Source organism: Ideonella sp. WA131b, assembly GCA_023657425.1.
Classification (GTDB): Bacteria; Pseudomonadota; Gammaproteobacteria; order Burkholderiales; family Burkholderiaceae_C; genus Rubrivivax.
On the sequence record JAGTJW010000001.1, the window covers coordinates 1,700,358 to 1,726,877 of the forward strand.

Below are 26,520 nucleotides of genomic sequence, written 5' to 3' on the forward strand. Positions count from 1 at the left end.
CCGCAGCCGACGACCCGGCCACGGGCACGACCACGGCCACGACGATGGAGACGACCCCATGACGACGCACACCGTGCTCATCGCGGATGACGAGCCCAGCATGCTCGTCACGCTGGAGTTCCTGATGCAGCGCGAGGGCTACCACGTGCTGCTGGCGCGCGACGGCGATGAGGCGCTGGCGCAACTGCGCGCGCACCGGCCCGACTTCGTGCTGCTGGACGTGATGATGCCGGGCAAGACCGGCTTCGAGGTCTGCCAGGCGGTGCGCGCCGACGAGGCACTGGCCCGCACCAAGGTGCTGCTGCTGAGCGCCAAGGGCCGCGACATCGACATCGCCCAGGGGCTGGGCGTGGGCGCCGACGCCTACATGACCAAGCCGTTCTCCACGCGCGAGCTGGCGGCCCGGGTGCGCGGGCTGCTGGTGCCATGAAGCCGGCCTCGGACCGTGCGGCGCTGGTGGCCGCTGTTGCGCCGGCCGCGCTGCTGGCCGCAGCGCTGGGCGGCACCGGCGCGCTGTTGGCGGCCACCTTGGCATCGGACGAACGCGCCATGGCCTGGTCGTGGCTGGAGCCGCGGCTGGCGCTGGTTCTGATGCTGTGGCTGGTGGCGTCCATCGCCCTGGGCGCAGGGGCCCGTGCGCTGTGGCTGCGCCACGGCGCCTCAGCCGGGCGCCTGGCCGAGACCCTGCAGGTGCTGCGCCTGGCGCCGGCTGGCCGGCGGCTCGGGCTCGACGGCCAGCCGCGCGGCACACGCGCGCTGGCCGAGACCGTCAACGCCTTGCTGGCCGAGCGCGAGGCGCTGCTCGGCACCATCGACCGCCGCGTGGCCGAGGCCGCGGAGGGCATCGCGCAGGAGCGCAACCGCCTGGCGGCGCTGATGGCCGAGCTGACGCAGAGCGTGGTGGTGTGCAACCTCGACGGTCGCGTGCTGCTGTTCAACGCCCGCGCGCGGCTGCAGTTCGGCGCGCTGGCCCAGGCGCGGGCTGACGGCGTGACCCACGGCCCGATCGGCGGTGCCGAGCCGCTGGCGCTGGGCCGCAGCATCCATGCCGTGCTCGACCGCCGGCTCGTCGCGCACGCGCTGGAGTCTGTGCAGCAGCGGCTGGCATGCGGCGCTGCACACGCGTCGGCCACCTTTGTGACGGGCACCCGCGGGGGCCCGCTGCTGCGCGTCCAGCTGGCGCCGGTGCGTTCGCCCGGCGGCGAAGCCCGGGCGCTGGACGGCTACGTGCTGATGCTCGACAACGTCACCCACGACCTCGGCGAGGAGCTCGCGCGCGACCGCGCGCTGCACCGCCTGGCCGAAAGCCAACGTGCGGCCCTGGGCACCCTGCGCGCGGCCGTGGAGCTGCTCGACGAACCCGGCCTGGCGCCGCCCGTGCGCGAACGTTTCTTCGCCATCGTGCGCGACGAGATCGGCACCCTGACGCGCCAGTTGGACGACGCCGCCGCTGCGGGGCTGCAGGCGCAGAAGACGCGCTGGCCGCTGGAGGTGATGCTGGGGGCCGACTTCGTGGCCACGGCTGCGCGCAGGCTCCAGGCCGGCGGTGGCCCGCGTGTGGCCAGCGGCGAGGTCGACCCGGCGCTGTGGCTGCGCGTGGACAGCTACTCGCTGCTGCAGGCCCTGGCCCACCTGGCTGGCCGTCTGGCCGGTGACTACGGGGTGGCCTGGCTGGCGCTGCGCCTGCAGCCCACGGCCACGCCGGGCGATGGCAAGGCCTGGCTCGATCTCGTGTGGCCGGCTCAGCCCATGAGCACCGAGACCGTGACGGCCTGGGAGGCCGAGCCCATCGTGGCCGACGGCGAGCCCACCGGGCTGAGCGTGCGCGACGTGCTCGAGCGCCACGGCGGCACGCTGTGGTTCGAGCGCGCCCGCGCCCGCCAGGAGTGCTTCTTCCGCCTGCTGCTGCCGCAAGCCGCCGGCGCGGTCGCCCCGCTGGCGGTGGCGCTGCCCGACAGCCGGCCCGAGTTCTACGACTTCGAGCTCTTCGGCCGCGGCGGCGATGCCGGTGGCGGCCCCGACCGGCCGCTGGCCGAGCTGGTCTACACCGTGTTCGACACCGAGACCACCGGCCTGGACCCGGCCGGCGGCGACGAAATCATCCAGATCGGTGCCACGCGCGTGGTGGCGGGCAAGGTGCGGCGCGAGTCGGTGTTCGAGCAGCTGGTGGACCCGCAGCGCAGCGTGCCCGAGGCCGGCATCGCCATCCACGGCATCCGGCCCGGGCAGCTGGCCGGCCAGCCGACCATCGCCGCGGTGCTGCCGGCCTTTGCCGACTTTGCCGCCGACACCGTGCTGGTGGCGCACAACGCCGCCTTCGACCTGCGCTTCCTGCAGCTCAAGGAGGCGTCCACCGGCGTGCGCTTCGGGCAGCCGGTGCTCGACACGCTGCTGCTGTCGGCCGTGCTGCACCCCGGGCAGGAGAGCCACCGCCTGGAGGCCATCGCCGAGCGGCTGGGCGTGCCGCTGCTGGGCCGCCACACGGCTTTGGGCGACGCCATCGTCACCGCCGAGGTCTTCGTCAAGATGCTGCCGCTGCTGCGCGAGCGCGGCCTCGTCACACTGGGCCAGGTGCTGGAGGCCAGCCGCGCCACCTGGCAGGCGCGCGTGCGGTACTGAGCGTGTGCTCAGCCGCGCGGCGCCGCGGAAACGGCCGCCACGGGTGCGGCGGCCTTGGCAGCCAGCTCCAGCGCTTGCGCCTCGTGGCGCGCCAGACCGTCGACGAAGCCCAGGATCGCCAGCGTCACGAGTGCGGCGCAGGCCAGAGCGGGGGTGTTGATCGTGGCAGGGCGGTGGAACATGGCGATCTCCTTCGGGAGGGGTTCCCGACCTCGGGAACCGATGGATCGCACTGTAGGCAGCGGCCCCGTGCCGCACCACGGCGATGCGACGGGCTGCAGTTGCGCCGCGGTGAAGCGCGGCGTCGATTGATGGACGGTGCGTAGACGCCGGTCCCAGGCTTGCGGTGGCGCCCACTGCGGCAAGCCCGCCTTGGGGCCGGCTGCCGCCTCACAAGCGGCTTCTGGGAACCGTGCCCAAGCACGGAGGGCGTGCGTCCGTTCTGGCGGGGCCACCATAGGACGAGGGTTAGTCCTCTCCCCCCCCCCCCCAAGTAACCCGTCAATGATCTGGCGTGTGGACTCGCGCAGAGTCCCCTTCAAGAGTGCAACAAGGATTCTGCTGAAGTAGACGCCCATGGCCACAGCGCTGTTCCGCCAGGAAGTTCTGGAAGGGCAGAAGGCCCAGTGGCTGGGTGCCATCCGCATTGCGCGGCCTCCCAGCTTTGCCTGGGTCACGGGCATCAGCATCGTGCTGGCGCTGGCCTTGCTGGCGTTTTCCGTGTGGGGCCAAGTCACGCGCAAGGCGCGCTTGGGTGGCCTGCTGGTGCCCACCGGCGGCTTGGTTCAGGTGGTGGCGCCGCAGGCCGGCACCGTGGCCGACTGGATGGTGGCCGAAGGCGACAGCGTCATCGCGGGCCAGACGCTGGCCCGCATCAGCTTGGAGCGCCACACCGCCAACGGTGAAGCGCATGCGCTCTCCAGGATCGCCATGGAGCAGCGGCGAAGCAGCCTTGAAGCGGAGTTGCGCGTCGTCGATCAGCAAACCCGCCAGCGGCATGACGCCTTGTCAGACCGCATCCGCAGCCTGGCGACCGAAGAGCGACAGGCGCAGGACAATCTGGAGACATCGGCGCAGCGGGTTCAACTGGCCCAGCAGAACCTGCGGCGTTACCAGGAGCTGGCGTCCAGCGGCTTTGTGTCGGCGCTTCAAGCCCAAGAGCGGCACGAGGAACTGTTGGACCTGCTGGCCCGCCAGAGCGCGGCGCAGCGGCAGGTGCAGGCTTTGCAGCGTGATCAGCAGAGCTTGGTGGCCGAGCAGGCCCAGAACGCCAGCAGCGGCCAGAGCAGCCGCCAGCAGGTGCAACGGGCCCTGGCGAGCCTGGACCAGGAGGCGATAGAGGCCGATGCGCGTCAAGCCGTGCTGCTCAAGGCCAGCAAGGCCGGCCGGGTGTCTGCGGTGGCGGTGCAGCGGGGTCACACCGTGCAACCCGGCCAGCCGGTGATGAGCCTGGTGACGCAGGTGCAACCAGCAGCCACCGCGCCGACCCACGACTCGGCGCCCGCGGACGGCGCCCTCGAGGCCCATCTGTTTGCGCCGACCCGCACCGCGGGCTTCGTGCGCCCCGGCCAGCCAGTCTGGCTGCGCTACGCCGCCTATCCCTACCAGAAGTTCGGCATGGCGCGCGGCGAGGTGCTGCAGGTCAGCGAATCCCCGCTCAACGCGCAGGAGTTACCACCTGGCCTGGCGCAGGGTGTGATCAGCCTTGCCGGCACCCAAGAACCCTTGCGCCGCATCACCGTGAGGCTGGATCAACAGTTCATCGAGGCTTACGGCGAACGCATCGCGCTCACAGCCGGCGCGTCGCTGGAAGCGGATGTGGTGCAGGAGAAGCGCTCGGTATGGGAGTGGCTGTTTGAACCGCTGCTGGCGGCCAGACAGCACTTGAAGGTTCTGTCGGATCACCCTGAGAAGCTCGGCACGAATGGGTGAGCTGGGGGGTGGGGCAGAGGCGGGCCGGCGCTGTCCGGCGGATCAATCAGGAGACTTGAATGAAACTGATCTCAACCGAACTACTCGCCCTTGTCGCTGGCGGAGACGCTGCCGTTACACGACCTCCCGGAACAAACTCTTGGGGGGAGAAGCTCCCAGAGCTCGTTGATGCTGTTTGCACCCACATCGAAATCGGCCCACTGAACAAGTCGTGGTGCATAAACAGCAACGGAACAAAGACCGAGACGCTGTGCACAGGGGCTAACAAGGGCGTTAAGGGCGTTGGGGGCGCTGGGGTAGGCGTTTGCTCGTCTGTGACGACACCGTTAGGAGCTTCTAACTCCCAATTTGGAGGCCCCTCCTCGTTGGTACGGCAAGATTCCTTCTGAGGAGGAGGTTTGTAGCGTAGATGGCAGGCGACGGACCGCTAAGCCATAGCGGCCCGTCGCGAAAGAGATAATGGGCTCTCCTGAAATTTGTGTGGGTAGCCTGGGGGCCGACCGAGTCCCGAAGACGTCGCCTGTATGGACATCCCCCACCCCCAACCCGCCCCCGAGGGCGGGAAGGTCCTCGCCGCCGGACGGGCTCGGGAGCCAGGCGCCGCAAGGCTTTGCCTGGCCCGAGCCCTGGAGCGTAGAGGCGGATTCGGGCGCGTCAAGGGTCCGCTGCGCCGGGCTTCGCCCGCCCTTGACCCACCCGAATCCAACCACTCGAGATTCAAGAGAGGCAGATAATGCCGTTCTCGTGAACTTCGGAGCCATAATGCGTCAGTGCGCAAAGACCATCGCAGCTTCAGTCACAATGGCGCTTGTGGTTTCCGCCGCGACGCTAGGTTCCAGAAACCTGCAAGCGGAACAGCGGAAAGACTCGATGCCGAGGGTCGGCCAAACGGTTGAGTCGGTGGTGCGTCCAAGTATTGATTCCGTAAGTTGTTCGCAATTCAATTCGAGGCTGATGGCAAAATCTCCTGCTAAAGGCGCTGTCAATCCAGCCGTAGCAGAGGAATTCTTGATCTATCTTCGACAAGTCGGCGCAGACATGGGTGCGCAGATTGTTGAGGTTGCGCCGCGCGAATTTGCTTGGTGGCTTCATGTATTGGGGCCGGTGAGCGCGCTGACCGTAACAATGGCGATTCATGAGACATCGCATGATGTTGATCAATACCTCCGAATCTGCGGAGATGGAACAGCGAGGTATCGTATCGGCGTAGATCTCTTTGCGTCTGGAATCAGACGGGGAGAGTCCCCGACGATTGCGTCATCGCTAACCCAAGGCAACAGCAGGGCTCTGCATTTGATGACCGAGATTCGGCGCAGAAAGTATGTTTTCGAAGCCGCCTCTGGCAACGACATAACTTCTTTGTTTGGAGAATTGACTGCGTATCTCGGTGAAGCCGATACAGAAATTGCTCTCTATCGCAGGCATCTTTCCGGGGAGCGAATGATGGCGCCCGGTGTTACTGCCATTAACGGAGGGCTGTCTGGTCTTATTGACATGACCGTACTCATGAAGGTATATCTTCAGGCTCTTCAGCGGGATGATCCGGCCGCCTTTGAAAGAGTCTTTCTAAAGACCAATGTGTCATGCTTGATTTCAAGAGCACACGCCGACTCACGGGACTTGGTGAATAGAGCAGTTGAGCTTGACATCCAGCGACGTCTTGGGTTCGATATAGGACTCTCGCGATTGGCGGCGTTGCGCTTTGCGGAACTGGTAGAGGTTGGCTCAAGAGGAGGCGGGATCTATGCTGACATTAAGCGGCGGGCAGCAGTTTCCAAGACCTGTTAGCCTAAGTGATTGGTGCTCTAGGTCATGACGAAATCATTCTCATCGTGTGATTGAATTCGTTCAATGCCCTCATTCGCCGTATCAACCGGTCGTTGTGCGAGTGAGTGGGCGGCAACCTTCTTGGCTCAATCTTCCGTCGTTGCTGCGTCGTTGCCTTTGGTTGACCTGGGCGAACTTCCAGCGGCTTTGGACCTGCCATGAAGGCCATCCTTCAGACCCAGGCCGCCGAGTGTGGCTTGGCCTGCCTGGCGATGGTGTGTGCACACCATGCCCAGCACATCGAATTGGCTGCGTTACGCAGGCAGCTGCCCATCAGCCATAAAGGGGCCACGCTGCGCCAGTTGATGCAAGGCGCCAGCCAGCTGGGCTTTTCGTCGCGCCCGCTGCGCTTGGAGATGGATGAGATGTCGCAGCTCACCACGCCTGCCATCCTCCACTGGAACCTCAATCACTTCGTCGTCTTGGCCGGCTTCAAGCGCGGCAAGGCCGTGATCCTGGATCCTGCCATCGGTGAGCGTCGGCTGTCGCTGGCGGAGGTCTCGAAGCACTTCACCGGGGTTGCATTGGAGCTCACGCCCCATGTGGACTTCAAGCCTCAGCAGTCGCCGCCGCGCGTCAAGCTCTCGGCGCTCATCGGCAAGGTGCAGGGCATCAGGCGTTCGCTGCTTCAGATCTTTGCAGTCGCGCTCGTCCTGCAGCTCTTCGCCATCGCCGGCCCCCTGGCCAATCAGGCCGTCGTCGACGATGTGTTGACCTCGGGCGATCACGATCTGCTCACGGTCGTGGTGCTGGGCTTTGGCATCCTGATGGTGATTCAAACCGCCCTGGGCTTTGCGCGCAGTTGGATGGTGATGGTGCTGGGCCAGACGCTCTCGTTGCAGTGGATGGGCAACGTCTTCGCGCACTTGATCCGCCTGCCGCTGCGCTACTTCGAACAACGGCATCTGGGCGACATCACCTCGCGCTTCGGTTCCGTCGGCGTCATCCAGCAGACGGTCACCACGGCGGTTGTCGAGGCGGTGCTGGACGGCCTGATGGCGGTGGCCGCCCTGATCATGATGTTGTTGTACGCCCCGGTGCTGGCCTCGGTCGTCATCACTGCGGTCTGTGCATATGGGCTTGTGCGCTGGGCTTCGTTCCGCCCCTTCCGCGATGCGGCCGCCGAGCACCTGGTCGTCTCGGCCAAAGAGAGCACGCACTTTCTCGAAACCCTACGTGGCATCCTGCCTCTCAAGTTGTTCGGCAGGGAAGAAGAGCGACGCGCCCTTTGGCAGAACCTCATCGTCGAGGTGCAGAACCGTGATGTGCGCACCGCCAAGATGGGCATCGCCTTCTCCACGGCCAATGCCTTCATCTTTGGCATCGAGAACCTGGTGGTGCTGTGGCTGGGGGCCAAGCTGATCATGGGCGCGCAGCAGTCGGGCGGCCTGCACGCGGCCGCGGCGGCCGATGCAGGTGCCAGCGCCTTCACGCTGGGCATGCTGATGGCTTTTCTCAGCTACAAGGGCCAGTTCACAGGGCGGGTGTCGGCGCTGATCGACTATGCCGTGCAGATCAAGATGCTGGGCCTGCACAGCGAGCGTCTGGCCGACATCGCCCTGGAGCCGCCCGAGCGGGACGAGGTGCCCTACAACGATCTGCAGCATCTTGAGCCGTCGCTGGAGCTGCGCCATGTGAGTTTTCGCTATGGCGAGGGCGAGCCCTGGATTCTGGAGAAGGCCAGCTTCAAGGTGGAGGCCGGCCAGAGCGTGGCCGTGATGGGCCCGAGTGGCGCTGGCAAGACCACCTTGCTCAAGATCGTGTTGGGCATTCTGGAGCCGCAAGAAGGAACGGTGCTTTACGGCGGCGTTCCGATGCACCAGCTGGGCATTGCCAACGTGCGCAGGCGCATCGGCACCGTGATGCAGGACGACGTGTTGTTGACCGGCAGCATCGCGGACAACATCAGCTTCTTCGATGTCGAGATGGACCACACGCGTGTGCAAGATTGCGCCAAGCTGGCCAACGTGCACGCCGACATCATCCGCATGCCGATGGGTTATCACACGCTGATCGGAGACCTGGGTTCGGGTCTGAGCGGCGGCCAGAAGCAGCGCATCCTGCTGGCCCGTGCGCTCTACAAGGCGCCCCGCGTGCTGGCACTCGATGAGGCCACCAGCCACCTGGACGTCGCCAATGAGCAGGCCGTCACGGCTGCTCTGTCCATGCTGACGCTCACCCGATTGATCATCTCGCACCGCCCCGAGACGATGGCTGGCGTACAGCGGGTTGTGCAGCTGACGGACGGCCAAGTGGGGGAGGTGAAGATTGGAAAGCCGGGTGATGGCATGCGGCCGGTCGAGACCGTGACGCAGCATGGGCGTGACGATCAGCCAGCTTGATGGCGTAGGCCCCCGAGTTGCGCTGTCGCGTTGCCCAACGATCCGGCCGGGGTTGACCGTCAGTGAAGGTCTTCTTCGCGCCGGTGGCGCGCGCAGTGTCGACTGTTGACCGACCTTGCGTTAGCTGTAGGGCGCGGTCGAGAGGTGGCTGTTGGCAGCGGTCCGAATGGCCTCAACGGCCTCGTAATCTCGCGTGGCATCTTCGGCAGTGTGGGCACGCTCCAGCAGGAAGTCGACCAGGCGATCCAGATCTGCGTACACCTCAGGGGTGAATTCGAACTTGAGTGTCACTTCCTCCATCGCTTGAACCGCGCTGCGCCCTTCGCTTCAAGCTTCGACAAGACGGCGTCCGAAGGGATGGACGTTCCGGTGCTCGCGTACTCTGCCAGTGTGGCGTCGCAGCGCGCAGTGAAGTCCGTTTGCGCGCGCTGGAGTTCGATGGCGCGGCGCACCGAAGCCTCCACGACCTCCGTGAGCGTTTCTCCGGGCAGGAGCACCGAGTCAAGACCATCACGCCACCCTGGCTCAACGCTGACTTCGGGAGTGACAGCGGTTTTCATCGCATCAATGGTTTGCGCTTGCACTACAACTCAAGGAGAACGGGCCTTCCAGGCCCGCCCCGCAATGGCGATGCGGCGTGGGCCAAGACGCTGCGCAGATCTGTTGTCCGCTGCGGAGTCTGCACGGGGTCCCTGCCTGAGCCCTGCCCGCAGATTCACGCCGCAAACAAGCCGCGATTCCGCTCGCGCAGCAGGTTCTTCTGCACCTTGCCCATGGCGTTGCGCGGCAACTCGCTCACCACCTCCACGAACTTGGGCACCTTGAAGCCGGCGATGCGCCCCTTGAGTGCACCGATCAGCGCCGCGGGCTCGGGCGCGGCGGTGCCCGGCCGGGCCACCACCACGGCGATCACGGCCTCGCCGAAATCGGGGTGCGGCACGCCCACCACGGCGCTCTCGGCCACGCCGGGCAAGGCGTTCAGGAAGCCCTCGATCTCGGCCGGGTAGACGTTGTAGCCGCCGGTGATGACCAGGTCCTTGCTGCGGCCGACGATGGTGCAGAAGCCGTCGGCCTCGAGCTTGCCGACGTCGCCGGTGCGGAACCAGCCGTCGGCGGTGAACTCTTCGGCCGTCTTCTCCGGCATGCGCCAGTAACCCTTGAAGACGCTGGGGCCCCGCACCTGCATGTGGCCCACCTCGCCCGGCGGCAGCACCGCGCCATCGTCGCCCACCACGCGCAGGCCCACGCCGGGCAGCGCCGGCCCCACCGTGCCGCCGCGGCGCGCGGCCTCGGGGCGGTAGGGGTTGCTGGTGAGCATGACGGTCTCGCTCATGCCGTAGCGCTCCAGGATGACGTGGCCGGTGCGCGCGCGCCAGGCCTGGAAGGTCTCCAGCAGCAGCGGTGCGGAGCCGCTGATGAACAGGCGCATGCCGCGGCAGGCCTCGGCCGTGAGGCCGGGTTCGGCGAGCAGCCGCACATAGAGCGTGGGCACGCCCATGAAGACGCTGGCCTCGGGCAGCCGCGCCACCACGGCCCGGGGGTCGAAGCGGTTGAGCCACAGCATCTTCGCGCCCGCCAGCAGCGCGCCGTGGCAGGCCACGAACAGGCCGTGCACGTGGAAGATGGGCAGCGCGTGGATCAGCGTGTCGCGGCCCTGCGCGCCCCCGGTGCGCCAGGCCCAGGCGCGCTTCAGCACCTCGGCATTGCTGCGCAGGTTGCCGTGCGTGAGCATCGCGCCCTTGCTGCGCCCGGTGGTGCCGCTGGTGTACAGGATGGCCGCCAGGTCGTCGTCGCCGCGCAAGGCCGGCTCGTGCGTGTCGGCGTGCTGCGCGGCGCGCTGCAGCAGCGAGCCGCTGCGGTCGTCGCCGAGCGTGAACACGTGCCTCGTGCCGGCCCTGAACGCGATCTTGGCCAGCCATCCGAAGGCCTTGGGCGTGCAAACCACCAGTGCCGGCTCGGCGTTGCCGACGAAGTACCCGATCTCGGCCGCCTGGTAGGCGCTGTTCAGCGGCAGGAACACATGGCCGCTGCGCAGGACGGCCAGGTACAGGATGAGCGCCTCGACGCTCTTGTCGACCTGCACCGCCACGCGCGAGGCGGGCGGCAGGTCGAGCGAGTCGATGAGGTTGGCCATCATCGCGCTGGCGCGCTCGAGGTCGCGCCAGGTGTAGGCCAGGCCGTCCGACGACATGGCGGTGTCGGTCGTCTCGATGGCGATGGTGTCGAGATCGGCCGGAAAGCCGCCCCGCAGGGCGACGAAGAGGTTGGCGTTCAAGGCGGGTTACTCGCAGCTGGCAGACACCACCGTTCGCGCTGAGCCTGTCGAAGCGCCCACTGCGCACCCGGCTTCGACAAGCTCAGCCCGAACGGTGTGGATTCTCAAAGGGCAAGGGTGGGGTCAGTCCAGTTTCGCGCCACTGTTCTTCACCACCTCGGCCCAGCGCTTGACCTCGGCACTGACGAAGCGCCCCATGTCGGGGCCCCAGGTGTTGGGGATCTCGGTGCCCAGGCCCGTCCACGCGGCCTTGATCTCGTCGCTGGCGAAGGCCTTGCGCATCTCGGCCTGCATGCCGGCCACGGCCTCGGCCGGCGTGCCCTTGGGCGCCCAGATGGCGTACCAGGTGGCCACCTTGTAGGTGGGCACGCCGCCCTCGGTGGAGGTGGGCACCTCGGGGAAGCCCGGCGCGCGGCGCTCCGAAGCGACGGCGATGGCGCGGATGCGGCCGCCGCGGATGTGCGCCGCGCTCGAGCCCAGGCCGTCGAAGGCCAGGTCCACCTGGCCGGCGATCAGGTCTTGCAGCATCGGGCCGGCGCCGCGGTAGGGGATGTGCGTGATGAAGGTCTTGGTCTGCAGCTTGAACAGCTCGCCGGCCAGGTGGTGGCTGGTGCCGTTGCCGGCCGAGCCGTAGTTCAGCTTGCCGGGGTTCTTGCGGATGAACTCCAGCAGCTGCGGCAGCGTCGTGGCCTGCACCTTGCCCGGGTTGACGACGATGACCTGCGGCACGCTCGACACCAGCCCCACGGGGATGAAGTCGGTCTCGATGTTGTAGTCGAGCTTCGGGTACATGCTCGGCGCGATCGCGTGGTGCACCGCGCCCATGAAGAAGGTGTAGCCGTCGGGCGCGGCCTTGGCTGCGATGCCGGCGCCCAGCGTGCCGCCGGCGCCGCCCTTGTTGTCGATGAGGAACTGGCGGCCCGAGTTCTTGGTGATCGATGCGAAGAGGGGCCGCGCGAACGCGTCGGTGCCGCCGCCGGGCGGGAAGGGCACGATGATGTTCACCGGCTTGTTGGGCCAGGCGCCCTGGGCGCGGGCCAGGGACGGCAGGGCCACGCCGGCGGCGAGGCCGGCGGTGCCGAGGATCGCCTCGCGGCGGTTGAAGTGGGTCATGGTGTGGTCTCCGGTCGTGTTGTTGTGGAAGGAATCAATCAGACGGGGCTGCCGACGGCACGCGAGCGTGCCACCTCGCCCTGGCGGAAGCGGGCATGGCTGGCCTCGACCTTGCCCAGGTCGTAAAGGTAGTTGACCATCATGCCGAAGGACTGCTTCAAGCCCTTGCTGGCCATGTTGCCACGCGGGTTGAGCCGCTCCAGGCGCGCCCCGTTGTCAAGGTGGAAACGCGCCACAGGGTCGCCGGCCGGCGTGGGCGACAGCAGCAGCAGGTAGGCACTGGCCAGCAGCGCCAGCGCGCCGCGGTCGTCGTCGTCCATCAGCGCATGAACGGCCGCGCCCTGCAGCGCGCCGAGGTCGCCGTTGCAGCGCTCGCGCAAGCGGGCACGGGCCGCGTTCAGCTCGGCGGCCGAGCCCTTCTTCAGCCCGGGCAGCGCGTCGAGCTCGGGCTCTGACAGCAGCCATTGCGCCAGCCCCGGAATCGGCGACAGCGTGCAGAAGGTCTTCAGCCGCGGCAGCTCGCGCTGCAGCTGCGTGGCCACCGTCTTGATGAGGAAGTTGCCGAGGCTCACGCCGCGCAGCCCCGGCTCGCAATTGCTGATGCTGTAGAAGGCCGCGACGCGGAAGCGGTCGGGCAGCAGCGGTGTGCTCAGCTTGTCGATCAGCGGCGTGATGGCGGCCGGCATCTCGGGCAGCAGCGCCACCTCCACGAAGATCAGCGGCTCGTTGGGCAGCTGTGGGTGGAAGAAGGCGAAGCAGCGGCGGTCGGGCTGCAGCCGGCGGCGCAGGTCGTCCCAGCCGTCGATGGCGTGCACGGCCTCGTGGTGGATGATCTTCTCGAGCAGCTGCGCCGGCGAGTTCCAGTCGACGCGCCGCATCTGCAGGAAGCCGGGGTTGAACCAGCTCGTCAGCAGGTGCAGCAGGTCGGCCTCGATCACTTCGAGCTCCGGCCGCGCGCGCAGCCGCTTCAGCAGCGCGCGGCGCAGCCGCAGCACCGCGGCCGTGCCGCCGGGCGTGCGGTTCAAGCGGCGGAACAGCTCCTGCCGCGCCGGCTCGGCGGCGCGCGTCAGCGCCAGCAGCGAGGACGCGTCGCGCTGCGCGGCGTAGGCCTCGGCCAACTGCAGCACCTGGGCCGGGTCTGGGCTCAGGTCCTTGGCGAGGTAGGTGAACAGGCCATCGAGCTCGTCGTCGTCCAGGCCGTCGAGCCGATCGATGAGGCCGGCGGCGATGGCCATGCCGCCGAGCTCGCCTTTCTCGCCGAGCAGGCGCTTGCAGTCGGCCACCATGCGGCGCACGGCGCGTTCGCGGCGCTGGCGCAGCGCGACGGCGCGGATTTCATCGAGCACGGCCGGGCTCCTTTGGCTTGGGGCTGCGGGCCTGGGCGCGGCGCAGCTTCTTCAGCGCCGCGAGCTGCGCCATCAGGTGATCGTGCATGGCGCGTTCGGCGCGCGCGGCGTCGCGCTGCTCGAAGGCGTCCATCAGCACGCGGTGTTCGTTCAGCGAGGCCTCGATGCGCCCCGGCAGCGCGAGCTGCCGCCCGCGCATCAGCCGCACGAAGCGGCGCAGATCGCCCGTCACGCGGTCGAGCCAGCGGTTGCCAGCCAGTTGCTGCACGGCGCTGTGGAAGACATGGTTGACGCGGTAGTAGCCCTCCAGGCTGCCGGCGGCGGCGTGGCGCTCGAGCTCGTCGTGCAGGCGCCGCAGCTGGTGCACAGCCTCGTCGTCGGCGCGCTCGCAGGCCTCGAAGGCGCAGCGGCCCTCCAGCAGCGCCATCACCGGGAACAGCGCGTCGGCGTCGGCCTCGGTGATCTCGACGACACGGCAGCCGCGGTGCGGCACCAGCTCCACCAGGCCCTCGGCCGCCAGCACCTTGAGCGCCTCGCGCAGCGGCGTGCGGCTCACCTGCCAGCTGGCGGCGAGGGCCTTCTCGTCGATCCAGTCGCCGCTGGCCAGGGCGCCGTCGAAGACCAGCGTGCGCAGCTGATCGGCCACGCTGTCGTGCAGCGAGGTGGCGCGCGGCGCGGGCGCGGCGCCGGCGCGCAGGGGGATCGGATCAGCCATGGGCCGATCGTAGTTCTGTAATTACGTCATCACAGCCGGGTTTGCCCGCGGGCGGGCGCCGGCACCGGCTGCCCGCCCCGTCAGCCGGACTTCGACACCACCGCGGCCAGCCGCGCCAGCCGCGGCGCCACCATCGGCACCGTCAGCATCGTGCTCGCCACGGCCATCAGCAACAGCGCCGTGAAGGTGTCGGCGCTGATGATCTGGCGGTCGAGCAGGATGCTGGCGAAGATGATTTCGATCAGCCCCTTGGTCTGCAGCAGCCAGCCCACCGTGCGCGCCTCGCCCGGCGCCCAGCCCTGCAGCCGCCCGGCCAGTGCCACGCCCAGCAGCTTGCCGGACACCGAGGCCAGCACCAGCGCCGCCGTGACGGCGAACACCGCCACGCCGCCCACCCCCCACTCGGTGCGCAGGCCGGTGGACAGAAAGAACACCGGCATCATCACCAGCAGCACGTTGGCGCGCAGCGCGTCCAGTTGCGGCAGCGGGAACCATTCGCGCTCCAGCACCGCGCCGGCCAGGAACGCGCCGACCATGTAGTGCAGCCCGCACCAGTCGGCGCCCAGCGACACCAGCGCCAGCCAGGGCAGCATGAGGAACCAGCGGTCGCGTTCGGGCATCCGCACCAGCAGTTTTCGGAAGCCCCAGGCGGCGAGCGCAAACAGCACGATGAAGATCGCCTGGCGGCCCAGGCGCGTCCAGTCCAGCAGGATCACCGCCAGCACGGCCCAGATCAGGATGTCGTCCAGGCTGGCATAGCGCAGGATGCGCTGGCCCAGCGGCTGGCGCAGGATCTCCATCTTCTCCATCAGCAGGATCAGAATGGGCAGCGCCGTCACCGCGCAGCCCATGCCGATGCCGGCGACAAACTGCCAGGGCTCGGCCTTCGGGCCCATCCAGCCCGTGCCCGTGAAGGCCAGCAGGCCCATCGCCAGCAGCGAGCCGAAGAGCAGCGGCATCACCAGCGCGCAGCCGGCGGTGATGGCACTTTCGGTGCGGTGCTTCCAGGCCGACTTCAGGTCGAGCTCCAGCCCGGCGATGAACACGAACAGGCTGACGGCCCACCAGGCCAGGCCATTGAGGCTTTGCACGACGGCGGGCCTGAAGACGGCCGCGAACAGCTCGGGGAACGCCGCGCCGAAGAGGCCGGGTCCGAGCAGGATGCCGGTGACGATCTGCACCACCACCAGCGGCGCCCAGTAGTCGGTGCGGCCCAGTCGCCAGATGGCGTAGGGCACGAAGAAGATGACCGCCATCGCGATCAGGAACAACTCGACGGTGGTCAGGGGCGGGCCGCTCATGCTGGGCGCGGATTGTGCCGGCCGATCCGCGACTCTCGCGCAGTCCTGCGCATTAGGGGTGTCCTGTGCCGCGGATGGGGCGACCGTGCCCACAATGCCGGCCAGCGGCACACCGACCTCGATGCCGGCTGTGCTGCCGTCCATGAACGAGATACAGGAGACACCCCCATGATCCACTCTCTCACCGGGGCCCGCACGGGCTTGGCCCTGGCCGCGTTGGCCGCGCTGGCCGCCTGCGGCAGTGACACCGAGGTCACCATCGGCAGCGGCGACTACGCCGTCAACACCCGGCCCGCGTTCCTGGTGGGCGCCGTGCGCAGCGCCAGCTACGACGGCACGGCCGACGACCTGCTCACCGCCGGCCTCGGTCGCGCCGGCCTGGCCAGCGCCGTGGCGCCCACGCTGAGCGCCGCGCCCACCGCGGCCGAGCTGCGCAAGCTGGCTATCCACACCAACTACCGCGCCATCGTCGACACCACCGCCGGCGGCGGCTTCGGCACGCTCTACGGCCCCAACATCATGGCCGATGGCACCGTGGGCACCGGCGACGGCAAGATCGCCGGCACCGAGCACATCGGCATCGGCCCCGGCGGCGTGACGATGATGGTGCAGGTGCCGTCCAGCTTCAGTGCCAGCGCACCCTGCATCGTGACGGCGGCGTCCTCGGGCTCGCGCGGCGTCTACGGCGCCATCGGCTCGGCCGGCGAGTGGGGCCTCAAGCGCGGCTGCGCCGTGGCCTACACCGACAAAGGCACGGGCAACGGCGTGCACGACCTGCAGAACGACACCGTCAACCGCTACGACGGCACGCGTGCCACGGCAGCTGCCGCGGGCAGCGACAGCAACTTCACCGCGGCCCTGAGCGCGGCCGAGCTCACCGCCTTCAACGCCGCGACGCCCAACCGCTTTGCCGTCAAGCATGCGCACTCCGGCATCAACCCCGAGGCCGACTGGGGCACGTTCACGCTGCAGGCGGTGGAATTCGCGTTCTACGTGCTCAACCAGCAGTTCGGCGCGCCGCTGCCCGACGGCTCGCGCACCAAGCTCATCGTGCCGGGCAACACCATCGTCATCGCCTCCAGCGTGAGCAACGGCGCCGGCGCCGCGCTGGCCGCCGCCGAAAACGACGGTCTCGGCCTGATCGACGGCGTGGCGGTGAGCGAGCCCAACATCCAGATGGCACCCGCGGCCGGCCTGAGCATCGAACGCGGCACGCTGCCGGCCTACACCGGTGGCAGCAAGCCGCTGTACGACTACTTCAGCTACGCCAACCTGCTGCAGCCCTGCGCCGCGCTGGCCACGGCAGCCACCGGCTCGCCCTTTGGCTACACCGGCGGCACGGCGTTTGTTGCCGGCAACCGCTGCGCCTCGCTGGCGGCCAATGGGCTGGTGACGGGCGCCACCACGCTGGAGCAGGCCAACGACGCGCTGGCCCGGCTGCGTGCCTACGGCTGGGAGCCCGAGTCCGACCTGCTGCACGCGAGCCACTACCTCTTCGCCAGCCCGGCGATTGCGGTGACCTACGCCAACGCGCACGGCCGCTTCCCCGTGCAGGACAACCTCTGCGGCTTCAGCTTCGGCGCGGTCGACGGCGCCGGCCTGCCCACGGCGGCTGCCCCTGCGGCCATCGCCGGCGTCTTTGGCACCGGCAACGGCGTGCCGCCCAGTGGCGCGCTGCAGCTGATCTGGAACAACGCCGTCGGCGGTGCACGCAACCACGGCGCCGCAGCCAGCCCCAGCACCGGTGCTCTGGACTTCGCCTTCGACGGCGCGCTGTGCCTGCGTAACCTGTGGGCTGGCGCCGGCGCGCAGGCTGACGCCGTGCGCGCCGGCGTGGTCGAAGTGCGGCGCAGCGCCAATCTGCGCGGCACGCCGACGATCATCGTGCACGGCCGCAACGACACACTCGTGCCGCCCAACTTCAGCTCGCGGCCCTACCTGCTGCGCAACGCGCAAGTGGAAGGCGCGGCCAGCCGCGTGCGTTACGTCGAGGTCACGAACGCGCAGCACTTCGACTCGTTCCTGCCGTTCCCGGGCTACGACACGCGCTTCATTCCCTTGCACGTGTACTTCAACCGCGCCATGGACGCGATGTGGGCGCACCTGAAGAACGGCGCCGCGCTGCCGCCCAGCCAGGTGGTGCGAACCACGCCGCGAGGCGGCACCCCGGGCGCGGCCACTGCCATCGCGGCGTCCAACGTGCCGGCCATCGCGGCCAACCCGCCGGCCGGCGACCGCATCACCATCGACGGCAGCACCCTGCGCATCCCGGAGTGACCTCATGACGACGCTCACGCTCAACGGCCGCGACACGACGCTGGCTGCCGACCCGTCGACCCCGCTGCTGTGGGTGCTGCGCGACGAGCTCGGCCTGACCGGCACCAAGTTCGGCTGCGGCCTGGCGCAGTGCGGCGCCTGCACGGTGCACATCGACGGCGCCCCGGTGCGCTCGTGCGTTACGCCGCTGGCGGCGGTGGCGGGCGCCCCGGTGGTCACGATCGAGGGCATCGGCAGCGACCGTGTCGGCGCCGCGGTGCAGGCGGCCTGGCTGAAGCACGACGTGGCGCAGTGTGGCTACTGCCAGAGCGGGCAGGTAATGGCCGCCACGGCGCTCCTCAGCCGCGCGAAGAAGCCCACCAACGCGCAGATCGACGAAGCCCTGGCCGGCAACCTGTGCCGCTGCGGCACCTACCAGCGCATCCGCGCCGCCATCCACGACGCCGCGGCGTCGCTGGCCTGAGGGAGCCCGCCGTGATCGTCGACTGCCTCCACCAGCAGACCCGGGCCTGTGGCCCGCGGCCGGCCGCGCACAGGGTGCCGCCCGGCTCGGCAGCCAGCCGCACGAGCAGCCGCGCGACTTCGTGTTGATCGCGCGCGACGGCAGCGTCACCTTGCGGAGCAACTGCCTGGACATGGGCCAGGGCATCGAGACCGCGCCGGCCCTGGCGCCGCTGGCGCCGGCCTTCGCCAACGCCGTGGCGCCCCTGACGGGCCGCCGCCAGCGCGAGCTGCCTTTCCGCTGGGCCTGAACCCGCGCCGCTGACGCCGGGACGACGCGACCGTGCGTCCGCGCGGCGCGACCGCGTCCCTAGAATCCCCCGCCTTCAACTCTGAAGGCCTGCATGTCGACCGGTCTGATCCGCATCCGTGGTGCCCGCCAGCACAACCTGAAGAACCTGGATCTGGACATCCGCACCGGCGAGCTGACGGTGGTGACTGGCCCCAGCGGCAGCGGCAAGAGCTCGCTGGTGTTCGACACGCTGTACGCCGAGGGCCAGCGCCGCTACGTCGAGACTTTCAGCGCCTACGCCCGGCAGTTCCTCGACCGCATGGATCGGCCCGCCGTCGACAAGGTCGAGGGCGTGCCCCCGGCCATCGCCATCGACCAGACCAACCCCGTGCGCAGCTCGCGCTCGACGGTGGGCACGATGACGGAGCTGAACGACCACCTCAAGCTGCTGTTCGCGCGCGGTGCGCAGCTGTTCGACCGCGAGACGGCGCTGCCGGTGCGGCACGACACGCCGCAGACCATCTTCGACGACCTGCGCGCGCGGGCCGAGGCGGCCGGCGACCCGCGCCTGGTGTTCACCTTCCCCGCCGAGTTGCCGGCCGACACCAGCGTCGCGCAGCAGGAGCAGTGGCTGGCGGCCAGCGGCTTCACGCGCGTGCAAGGCGAGCGCGTGGCGGGGAATCGGAAGATCCTCGACGTGGTGGCCGACCGCTTCCGGCTGGCGGGCACCGAGCCGGTCCGCGTGATGGAGGCCATCGAGCTGGCCCTCAAGCGCGGCGGCGGGCGGCTCACGGTGTTTGCCGGCGATGCGGCCGAGCCGTGGCGCTACAGCACCGGCCTTCACTGCCCCGAGAGCGACATCCGCTACGCCGAGCCGCAGCCGGCGCTCTTCAGCTTCAACAGCGCCTACGGCGCCTGCGAGGCCTGCCGCGGCTTCGGCCGCGTCATCGGCGTCGACTTGGGCCTGGTGATTCCCGATGCGAAGAAAACGCTGCGCAACGGCGCCATCAAGCCGATGCAGACGCCGGCCTGGAAGGACTGCCAGGACGACCTCGTCAAGTACGCGGGCGAGGCCGGTATCCCGCGCGACACCCCCTGGGGCCAGCTCACGCCCGCGCAGCGCGAGTGGGTGATCGAGGGCACGCCGAACTGGAAGGGGAACTGGAACACGCAGTGGTACGGTGTGCGCCGCTTCTTCGAGTACCTTGAGAGCAAGGCCTACAAGATGCACATCCGGGTGCTCTTGTCCAAGTACCGCAGCTACACGCCCTGTGGCGCCTGTGGTGGTGCCCGGCTCAAGCGCGAGGCGCTGCTGTGGCGCCTGGGCAGCGCGGCGGATGCAGAGGGCGTACTCAACCTGTCTGTTCCCGCTGAGCTTGTCGAAGCCCCCGCGGGCACTTCGACAGGCTCAGTGCGAACGGAGAACTGGCCGTCCGATCGAGTGGAGCACCGGCCATCCGTTCGGGCTGAGCCTGTCGAAGCCCCCGCTGGCACTTCGACGGGCTCGGTGCGAACGGAGTACCGGCGCTTCATGCCGATCGGCGTCAACTGGTCGCGCGCGCAGCTCAAGGCCCTGCCGGGCCTGAGCCTGCACGACCTGATGCAGCTCCCCATCGAGCGCCTGCGCCGCTTCTTCGATGGGCTGACGCTGCCGAGCTCCATGCTTGACGTGGCGCTGAAGCTCCTGCTGGACGAGATCCGCACGCGCCTGAAGTATCTGTGCGACGTGGGGCTGCACTACCTGACGCTGGATCGGCAAAGCCGCACGCTCAGCGGCGGCGAGGTGCAGCGCATCAACCTCACCACCGCCCTGGGCACCAGCCTCGTCAACACCCTGTTCGTGCTGGACGAGCCCTCGATCGGCCTGCACCCGCGCGACATGAGTCGCATCAACCAGGCCATGCTGCGCCTGCGCGATGCGGGCAACACCCTGGTCGTCGTCGAGCACGACCCGGCCGTGATGCTGGCCGCCGACCGCCTGATCGACATGGGCCCGGGCCCGGGCGAGCGCGGCGGCCAGATCGTCTTCGACGGCACGCCCGAGGCCGCGCGCGCGGCGGACACGCTGACCGGCGCCTACCTCGGTGCGCGCAAGCAGGTGTCGGCGGGCTTTCGCCAGCTGGTGGAACCCAGCAGCCCCAGGCTCCTGCTCGAAGGCGCGCGCGAGCACAACCTGCAGGGCGTGGACCTGGCCGTGCCGCTCAACCGCCTGGTGTGCGTCACCGGCGTCAGCGGCAGCGGCAAGAGCAGCCTGATCCAGGACGTGCTCTACCCCGCGCTGGCCCGCCACTTCGGCAAGGCCACCGAGGCGCCCGGCGCCTTCGATCGCCTGCTGGGCGCCGAACAATTGGCTGACGCGGTTTTCGTGGACCAGAGCCCCATCGGCAAGACGGCGCGCAGCAACCCGGCCAGCTACGTGGGCGCCTTCGATGCTCTGCGCGCGCTGTTCGCCGAGGCACCACTGGCGCGCGAGCGCAGCTACACCGCCGGCACCTTCAGCTTCAACGCGGGCGATGGCCGCTGCCCCACCTGCGGCGGCAGCGGTTTCGAGCACGTGGAGATGCAGTTCCTCTCGGACGTGTACCTGCGCTGCCCCGACTGCGACGGCACGCGCTACCGCGCGCCCGTGCTCGACGTGAAGCTGGTGCGCGGGCCGCACCGGTTTTCCATCGCCGACGTGCTGGCGCTCACCTTCGCCGAAGCCGCGCACTGGTTCCAGGCCGACCGCGAGGTCGTGGCGCGCCTGCAGCCCATCATCGACGTGGGCCTCGATTACGTGCGCCTCGGCCAGCCGGTGCCCACGCTCAGCGGCGGCGAGGCGCAGCGCCTCAAACTCGCCGGCTTCCTGGCCGAGGCTGCGAACTCGCCCGCGCAGCGTGTGGCCAAACACGGCACGCTGTTTCTCTTCGACGAGCCCACGACGGGCCTGCACTTCGACGACATCGCCAAGCTGATGCGGGCCTTCCGCAAGCTGCTGGCGGCAGGGCACTCCCTGGTGGTCATCGAGCACAACCTCGACGTCATCCGCGCCGCCGACTGGATCGTGGACCTCGGGCCCGAGGGCGGCGAGGCCGGCGGCTTGGTCGTCTGCACCGGCACGCCCGACGACGTGAAGGCCCACGCCACGTCGCACACGGGCGAGGCGCTGCGCGAGTACGAGCGGGCGATGGGATTCCAGGCCGGCGAACCTGCTCCCCCGTTCGGGCTGGGCCCTTCGACGGTGCTCAGGACAGGCCTGTCGAAGCCCCTGCGCACCACCAGCGCTTCGACAAGCTCAGCGCGAACGGCGGATGGTGGCTCAGCGCGAACGGCGGATGGTGGCTCAGCGCGAACGGAGGCTGATGGCTCAGCACGAACGGCGGATGGTGCGTCAGTGCGCGCCACCCACGACGACGCCATCCACATCGTCAACGCGCGCGAGCACAACCTCAAGTCGCTGAGCGTGCGGGTGCCGCGCGGCAGCTTCAACGTCGTCACCGGCGTCAGCGGCTCGGGCAAGAGCACGCTGGCCTTCGACATCCTGTTCAACGAGGGGCAGCGGCGCTACCTCGAGAGCCTGAACGCCTACGCGCGCAGCATCGTGCAGCCGGCGGGGCGGCCCGAGGTCGATGCCGTCTACGGCATCCCGCCCACGGTGGCCATCGAGCAGCGCCTCTCACGCGGCGGCCGCAAGAGCACGGTGGCCACCACCACCGAGGTCTGGCACTTCCTGCGCCTCCTGTGGGTGAAGCTGGGCCTGCAGCACTGCGTGCACGACGGCGCGCCCGTGAAGGCGCAGAGCGCCGAGAGCATCGCGCACCAGATCCTCCGCGATCACGCCGGCCAGCACGTGGGCCTGCTGGCGCCGCTGGTCGTCAACCGCAAGGGCGTCTACACCGACCTCGCCAAGTGGGCGCACGCCCGCGGCCACACGCACCTGCGCGTGGACGGCGAGTTCCTGCCCACGATGCCCTTCCCGCGCATCGACCGCTTCAAGGAACACACCATCGAGCTGCCGGTGGGCGACGTGGTGGTGGACGCCGCGAACGAGGCCGCGCTGCGCCAGCGGCTGCAGCAGGCCCTCGAGGCCGGCCGCGGCGTCGTGCACCTGCTGGCCCCCCTCGACCAGCTGGCCGTGGCCATGGACTTCGGCGGCACCGGGGCCGGTGTGGGCACGGTCAAGGTCTTCAGCACCAAGCGCGCCTGCCCGGTGTGCGGCACCAGCTACCCCGAGCTGGATCCGCGCATGTTCAGCTACAACAGCAAACACGGCTGGTGCACCACCTGCGTGGGCACCGGGCTGAAGCTCACGCGCGAGCAGCGCAAGGCCTTTGACGACAGCGTGAAGGACGACGACACGCAGGGCCGCGAAGTGAGCTTCCCGTCGGAGGAGGCCGAGGTCGAGGGCCTGGTCGACGAGCCCTGCCCGGACTGCTTTGGTGCGCGGCTGAACCCGGCCTCGCGGGCCGCCACCTTCGGGGGTCAGCCCATCGATGCCATCGCGCGGCTGTCGGTGCACGAGGCGCGCGCCTGGGTGGCGGGGCTTGCGCTGCAAGGCCGCGATGCGGGCATCGCCCGCGACGTGGTCAGCGAGATCGCCAGCCGCCTGCAGTTCCTGCACGATGTGGGCCTGGGCTACCTGACGCTGGACCGCGCCGCGCCCACGCTCAGCGGCGGTGAGGCGCAGCGCATCCGCCTGGCGGCGCAACTGGGCAGCAACCTGCAAGGCGTGTGCTACGTGCTCGACGAGCCCACCATCGGCCTGCACCCGCGCGACAACGGCATCCTGCTGGACGCGCTGGCGCGCCTGAGTGAAGGCGGCAACACGCTGGTGGTGGTGGAGCACGACGAGGACACCATCCGCCGCGCCGAGCACCTCATCGACATCGGCCCCGGCGCGGGTGTGCGTGGGGGCCGGCTCGTCGCCCAGGGCACGGCGGCCGACCTGATGAAGGCGCCGGAGTCCATCACCGGCCGCATGCTGGCCTCGCCCCTGAAGCACCCGCTGAAGCCCCGCCGCGAGATCACGCCCGAGACGCCGCTGCTGCGCCTGCAGGGCGCCGCGCTGCACAACCTGCAGGCGCTCGACCTGCTCGTGCCGCTGGGCCGCCTGGTGGCGGTGACGGGCGTGAGCGGCTCCGGCAAGAGCACGCTGGCGCGCGAGGTGCTGCTGGCCAACGTGGCGGCCCAAGTGGCGCACCGGGCCACCAAGGCCGGGCGCGACGCGGCTGCGGCGGGCCGCCGGCCCAGCCTGCAGGGCTGCAGCGCGCTCAGCGGCTTCGAAGGCATCGACCGCGTGCTCGAGGTCGACCAGACACCGATCGGCAAGACGCCACGCTCCTGCCCGGCCACCTACATCGGTTTCTGGGACGCCATCCGCCGGCTCTTCACCGAGACGCTGGAGGCCAAGGCGCGGGGCTATGCCGCCAACCGCTTCAGCTTCAACACCGGCGACGGCCGTTGCCCGGCCTGCGAAGGCCAGGGCCTGAAGACCATCGCGATGAGCTTCCTGCCCGACGTGAAGGTGCCCTGCGACGCCTGCCACGGCGCACGCTTCAACGCCGAGACGCTGGCCGTCACCTGGCGCGGCAAGAGCATTGGCGACGTGCTGCGCATGGAGGTGGACGAGGCTGTGGCCTTCTTCGCCAGCATGACCGCCATCGCGCACCCGCTGCAGCTGCTGCAGGACGTGGGCCTGGGCTACCTCACGCTCGGCCAGCCCAGCCCCACGCTCAGCGGCGGCGAGGCGCAGCGCATCAAGCTCGTGACGGAGCTCAGCAAGGTGCGCGACGATGTCACGCGCCGCGGCCAGCGGGCGCCCAGGACGCTGTACGTGCTGGACGAGCCCACCGTGGGCCTGCACATGGCCGATGTCGGGCGCCTGATCCAGGTGCTGCACCGTCTGGTGGACGGGGGCCATAGCGTGATCGTCATCGAACACGACCTCGACGTCGTGGCCGAGGCCGACTGGGTCATCGACCTCGGGCCCGAGGGCGGCAGGGCGGGGGGCCGGCTGGTGGCCGAAGGCCCGCCCGAGGCCGTGGTGGCGCGCGGCACGCACACCGGGCGCGCGCTCGCGTCGGTGCTGGCGCGGGGGTGACGCGCCGGCCGCGGGCTCAGCGGCGGCGCTTCACCCACCAGGTGAACACGCCCGTCATGGCCATCAGCGGCCACAACAGCGAGCACAGCAGCACCCACGGGAACATGCGCTGCATCGGATCGCGGTCATCGGCCGCCGAGCGTCGGGTATGGCCCTCGCTGAACAGGTGACGATGGGTGTGGGTGGCCAGGCCGAACAAGGACCCGAACACGACGAACAGCACGATGAACGTGGCGGCACCCATGGCGCGCTCCCGCAGTGTGAAGTGGACCTGCAGTCTGCCGCGTATCGGCCCGGCAATCAACAAGATCTGACATTCCAGAGTGTCAATTCAATCTGACACCCCAGCTCGCCAGCGCCACCACAGCCGCCACGCCAGCAGCGCCGCGATCACCGTCGCGTACACGGCCACCTCAGCGAAGTCGTTTTTCCCCGCGCGCATCCAGAAAAAGTGCAACAGCGCCAGCAGCGCCACCACGTAGACCGCGCGGTGCAGCGCCTGCCAGCGCGTCGGGCCCAGGGCGCGGATGGCGCGGTTGAAGGACGTCAGCGCCAGCGGCAGCATCAGCAGCAGCGCGGCCGTGCCGACGAGGATGAAGTTGCGCTTGGCGATGTCGGGCAGGATCAGCGCGAGGTCCAGGCCCATGTCCAGCCAGGCGTAGCAGGCGGCGTGCAGGCAGCCGTAGAAGAAGGCGAACAGCCCCAGCATGCGCCGCAGCCGCGCCACCGCCGGCAGCGCGAGGGCCTGCCGCAACGGCGTGACGGCCAGCACCAGACACAGGAAGCGCAGCGTCCACTCGCCGGTGCCGCGGATCAGCGCTTCGGCCGGGTTGGCGCCCAGCGTGTTCGTCACGGCCCCGTGCAGCAGGGCCACGAAGGGCGCGAGCGACAGCGCGAAGACGCCCGGCTTGGCCCACGGGTGCAGCAGCAGCCGCTGCACACGCAAGGCCGCCACGGCGTCAGAAGAACTTGCGCAGGTCCATGCCGGCGTACAGCTGCCCCACCTGGGGCTCGTAGCCGTTGAACATCAGCGTCGGCCGCCGCTTGGCGAAAAGGCCGCCGTCGTCGCCGATGCGGCGCTCGGTGGCCTGGCTCCAGCGCGCGTGGTCGACGCGCGGGTTCACGTTGGAGTAGAAGCCGTACTCGTGCGGCGCTGCCAGCTCCCAGCTCGTCTTGGGCTGCGCCTGCACGAAGCGGATGGCCACCAGACTCTTGCCGCTCTTGAAGCCGTACTTCCAGGGCACGACCAGGCGCAAGGGGGCGCCGTTCTGGTTGGGCATCACCTCGCCGTACATGCCGAAGGCCAGCATCGTCAGCGGGTGCATGGCCTCGTCCATGCGCAAGCCCTCGACATAGGGCCAGTCGAGCACGCTCGAGCTTAAGCCCGGCATCTGCGCGCGGTCGGCCAGGGTCACGAACTGCACGAACTTCGCGTTGCCCGTGGGCTCGACGCGCCGGATGAGCTCGGCCAGCGACCAGCCCACCCAGGGGATGACCATGCTCCAGCCCTCGACGCAGCGCAGCCGGTAGATGCGCTCTTCCATCGGCGCCAGCTTCAGCAGTGTGTCGATGTCGAAGCGGCCGGGCTTGGCCACTTCGCCTTCCACCTGCACCGTCCAGGGCCGCGTCTTCAGCGTCTGGGCGTAGCGGGCCGGGTCGCGCTTGTCGGTGCCGAACTCATAGAAGTTGTTGTAGGTGCTGGCGTCGCCGTAGGCGGTGAGCTTGTCCGCCAGGCTGGCGCCCGGCACCGCGCTTCTGGCGCCGGGCAAGGTGGCCAGCTTGCCCGGGCGTGCGGTCTGCGCGGCCGCCGGCAGGGCCAGCGCCGTGGCACCGGCTGCAGCCAGCCACTGGCGGCGTGTGAGGGCGAGATTACGCGGCGTGATCTCGGAAGGCACGGGGTGCCGGAAGCCGCGGTCAGGGTGGTGGTGCATGGTGCCTGCTGGGAGCCGACCCAAGCCGAT

At 69.3% G+C, this 26,520-nt stretch carries 19 protein-coding genes; 9 read left to right on the forward strand and 10 right to left on the reverse strand.

All coding sequences use genetic code 11. The annotated features are described in order from the left end of the window. The first annotated feature begins 58 nt into the window (after positions 1 to 58). Positions 59 to 430: a response regulator gene (locus KA711_07785; protein MCM0608885.1), complete on the forward strand. Its 372-nt coding sequence runs from the start codon at positions 59 to 61 to the stop codon at positions 428 to 430. Further along, positions 427 to 2,619, forward strand: coding sequence for a DNA polymerase III subunit epsilon (locus tag KA711_07790; GenBank protein MCM0608886.1), 2,193 nt, complete (start codon positions 427 to 429; stop codon positions 2,617 to 2,619). Before KA711_07785 ends, KA711_07790 begins: the two co-directional genes overlap by 4 nt. A gap of 8 nt (positions 2,620 to 2,627) precedes the next feature. Here the strand turns inward: KA711_07790 and KA711_07795 are convergent, their stop codons facing one another. Then, a complete protein-coding gene (locus KA711_07795; GenBank protein ID MCM0608887.1) occupies positions 2,628 to 2,801 on the reverse strand; it encodes a hypothetical protein in 174 nt (57 codons plus the stop codon). A 394-nt stretch (positions 2,802 to 3,195) separates the two neighbouring features. Here KA711_07795 and KA711_07800 point away from each other — a divergent pair, with 394 nt between their 5' ends. The 3 genes from KA711_07800 to KA711_07810 all read left to right on the forward strand — a co-directional run bounded on the left by KA711_07800 (position 3,196) and on the right by KA711_07810 (position 8,720). Continuing rightward, positions 3,196 to 4,551, forward strand: a complete 1,356-nt coding sequence (locus tag KA711_07800; protein MCM0608888.1) for an HlyD family efflux transporter periplasmic adaptor subunit — start codon at positions 3,196 to 3,198, stop codon at positions 4,549 to 4,551. Positions 4,552 to 5,295: 744 nt separating this feature from the next. Continuing rightward, a complete protein-coding gene (locus KA711_07805) occupies positions 5,296 to 6,339 on the forward strand; it encodes a hypothetical protein (protein ID MCM0608889.1) in 1,044 nt (347 codons plus the stop codon). Between the two features lie 197 nt (positions 6,340 to 6,536). Further along, positions 6,537 to 8,720, forward strand: coding sequence for a peptidase domain-containing ABC transporter (locus KA711_07810; GenBank protein MCM0608890.1), 2,184 nt, complete (start codon positions 6,537 to 6,539; stop codon positions 8,718 to 8,720). 287 nt (positions 8,721 to 9,007) lie between these two features. Here the strand turns inward: KA711_07810 and KA711_07815 are convergent, their stop codons facing one another. The 6 genes from KA711_07815 to KA711_07840 form a co-directional block, all read right to left on the reverse strand. Further along, positions 9,008 to 9,280 (reverse strand): hypothetical protein, encoded by a 273-nt coding sequence (locus KA711_07815; protein ID MCM0608891.1) that lies wholly within the window; start codon positions 9,278 to 9,280, stop codon positions 9,008 to 9,010. Positions 9,281 to 9,435: 155 nt separating this feature from the next. Then, positions 9,436 to 10,995, reverse strand: a complete 1,560-nt coding sequence (locus KA711_07820; protein ID MCM0608892.1) for a malonyl-CoA synthase — start codon at positions 10,993 to 10,995, stop codon at positions 9,436 to 9,438. A gap of 123 nt (positions 10,996 to 11,118) precedes the next feature. After that, positions 11,119 to 12,108 carry a tripartite tricarboxylate transporter substrate binding protein gene (locus KA711_07825; protein MCM0608893.1) on the reverse strand — a complete coding sequence of 330 codons (990 nt, stop codon included), beginning with the start codon at positions 12,106 to 12,108 and terminating at the stop codon, positions 11,119 to 11,121. A gap of 38 nt (positions 12,109 to 12,146) precedes the next feature. Next, entirely contained in the window at positions 12,147 to 13,394 is a 1,248-nt protein-coding gene (locus tag KA711_07830) for a malonyl-CoA decarboxylase family protein (protein ID MCM0608894.1), read from the reverse strand. Positions 13,395 to 13,443: 49 nt separating this feature from the next. Beyond that, positions 13,444 to 14,169: a GntR family transcriptional regulator gene (locus tag KA711_07835; GenBank protein MCM0608895.1), complete on the reverse strand. Its 726-nt coding sequence runs from the start codon at positions 14,167 to 14,169 to the stop codon at positions 13,444 to 13,446. A gap of 80 nt (positions 14,170 to 14,249) precedes the next feature. After that, the gene (locus KA711_07840) at positions 14,250 to 15,470 is read right to left on the reverse strand and encodes a cation:proton antiporter (protein ID MCM0608896.1); all 1,221 of its coding nucleotides are present in this window, start codon (positions 15,468 to 15,470) and stop codon (positions 14,250 to 14,252) included. Between the two features lie 168 nt (positions 15,471 to 15,638). Here KA711_07840 and KA711_07845 point away from each other — a divergent pair, with 168 nt between their 5' ends. The 4 genes from KA711_07845 (at position 15,639) to KA711_07860 (ending at position 24,559) form a co-directional block, all read left to right on the forward strand. Then, the gene (locus KA711_07845) at positions 15,639 to 17,747 is read left to right on the forward strand and encodes a D-(-)-3-hydroxybutyrate oligomer hydrolase (protein ID MCM0608897.1); all 2,109 of its coding nucleotides are present in this window, start codon (positions 15,639 to 15,641) and stop codon (positions 17,745 to 17,747) included. Between the two features lie 4 nt (positions 17,748 to 17,751). Then, entirely contained in the window at positions 17,752 to 18,210 is a 459-nt protein-coding gene (locus KA711_07850) for a (2Fe-2S)-binding protein (GenBank protein MCM0608898.1), read from the forward strand. Between the two features lie 121 nt (positions 18,211 to 18,331). Continuing rightward, a complete protein-coding gene (locus tag KA711_07855; GenBank protein ID MCM0608899.1) occupies positions 18,332 to 18,499 on the forward strand; it encodes a hypothetical protein in 168 nt (55 codons plus the stop codon). A gap of 93 nt (positions 18,500 to 18,592) precedes the next feature. Then, complete coding sequence (locus tag KA711_07860) at positions 18,593 to 24,559, forward strand: excinuclease ABC subunit A (GenBank protein MCM0608900.1); 5,967 nt, start codon at positions 18,593 to 18,595, stop codon at positions 24,557 to 24,559. A 16-nt stretch (positions 24,560 to 24,575) separates the two neighbouring features. Here the strand turns inward: KA711_07860 and KA711_07865 are convergent, their stop codons facing one another. The 3 genes from KA711_07865 to msrP all read right to left on the reverse strand — a co-directional run bounded on the left by KA711_07865 (position 24,576) and on the right by msrP (position 26,490). Next, positions 24,576 to 24,803 (reverse strand): hypothetical protein, encoded by a 228-nt coding sequence (locus KA711_07865; GenBank protein ID MCM0608901.1) that lies wholly within the window; start codon positions 24,801 to 24,803, stop codon positions 24,576 to 24,578. An 87-nt stretch (positions 24,804 to 24,890) separates the two neighbouring features. Further along, complete coding sequence (locus tag KA711_07870) at positions 24,891 to 25,499, reverse strand: sulfoxide reductase heme-binding subunit YedZ (GenBank protein MCM0608902.1); 609 nt, start codon at positions 25,497 to 25,499, stop codon at positions 24,891 to 24,893. A gap of 19 nt (positions 25,500 to 25,518) precedes the next feature. After that, complete coding sequence (msrP, locus tag KA711_07875; protein ID MCM0608903.1) at positions 25,519 to 26,490, reverse strand: protein-methionine-sulfoxide reductase catalytic subunit MsrP; 972 nt, start codon at positions 26,488 to 26,490, stop codon at positions 25,519 to 25,521. Between the last annotated feature and the right edge of the window lie 30 nt (positions 26,491 to 26,520).